The organism is Streptomyces sp. SID14478, assembly GCF_010548525.1.
In the GTDB taxonomy this organism is placed as follows: domain Bacteria; phylum Actinomycetota; class Actinomycetes; order Streptomycetales; family Streptomycetaceae; genus Streptomyces.
The window spans coordinates 1-280 of record NZ_JAAGMG010000722.1 but is presented as its reverse complement, the minus strand read 5'-3'; the positions used below and the strand labels follow the sequence as shown (position 1 = coordinate 280).

Here is a 280-nt window from a genome sequence, read left to right as displayed (position 1 = left end):
TGACACGGCACTGCTGCGCCGCGCGCTCGCGGTGTGGGCGCGCCCCGGCGAGTCCGTCCAGGTGTCGGCGACACCCGGGACCCCGGCCGGCGCCCCGCCCGGACCCCCGCAGCTGCTGTACGCGGGCGAGATCGACCGGGCCCGCGTCGTGCTGCTCTACGACGGCCTGCGTGTCGTGCGCTACGCGGAGCCGCAGAGCGGCACGAGCGGCGCCGCCCTCGACTTCGCCCGGGTGGACGGGGCGACCGGGCCGCAGGCCGGCGCCGTGGTCGTCGACCGT

Annotated in this window: 1 pseudogene; it reads left to right on the top strand. The window is 78.9% G+C overall.

Features of this window, described 5'->3' with window-relative positions:
- A pseudogene (locus G3I40_RS23870) lies at positions 1–280 on the top strand (hypothetical protein); the annotation flags it as partial.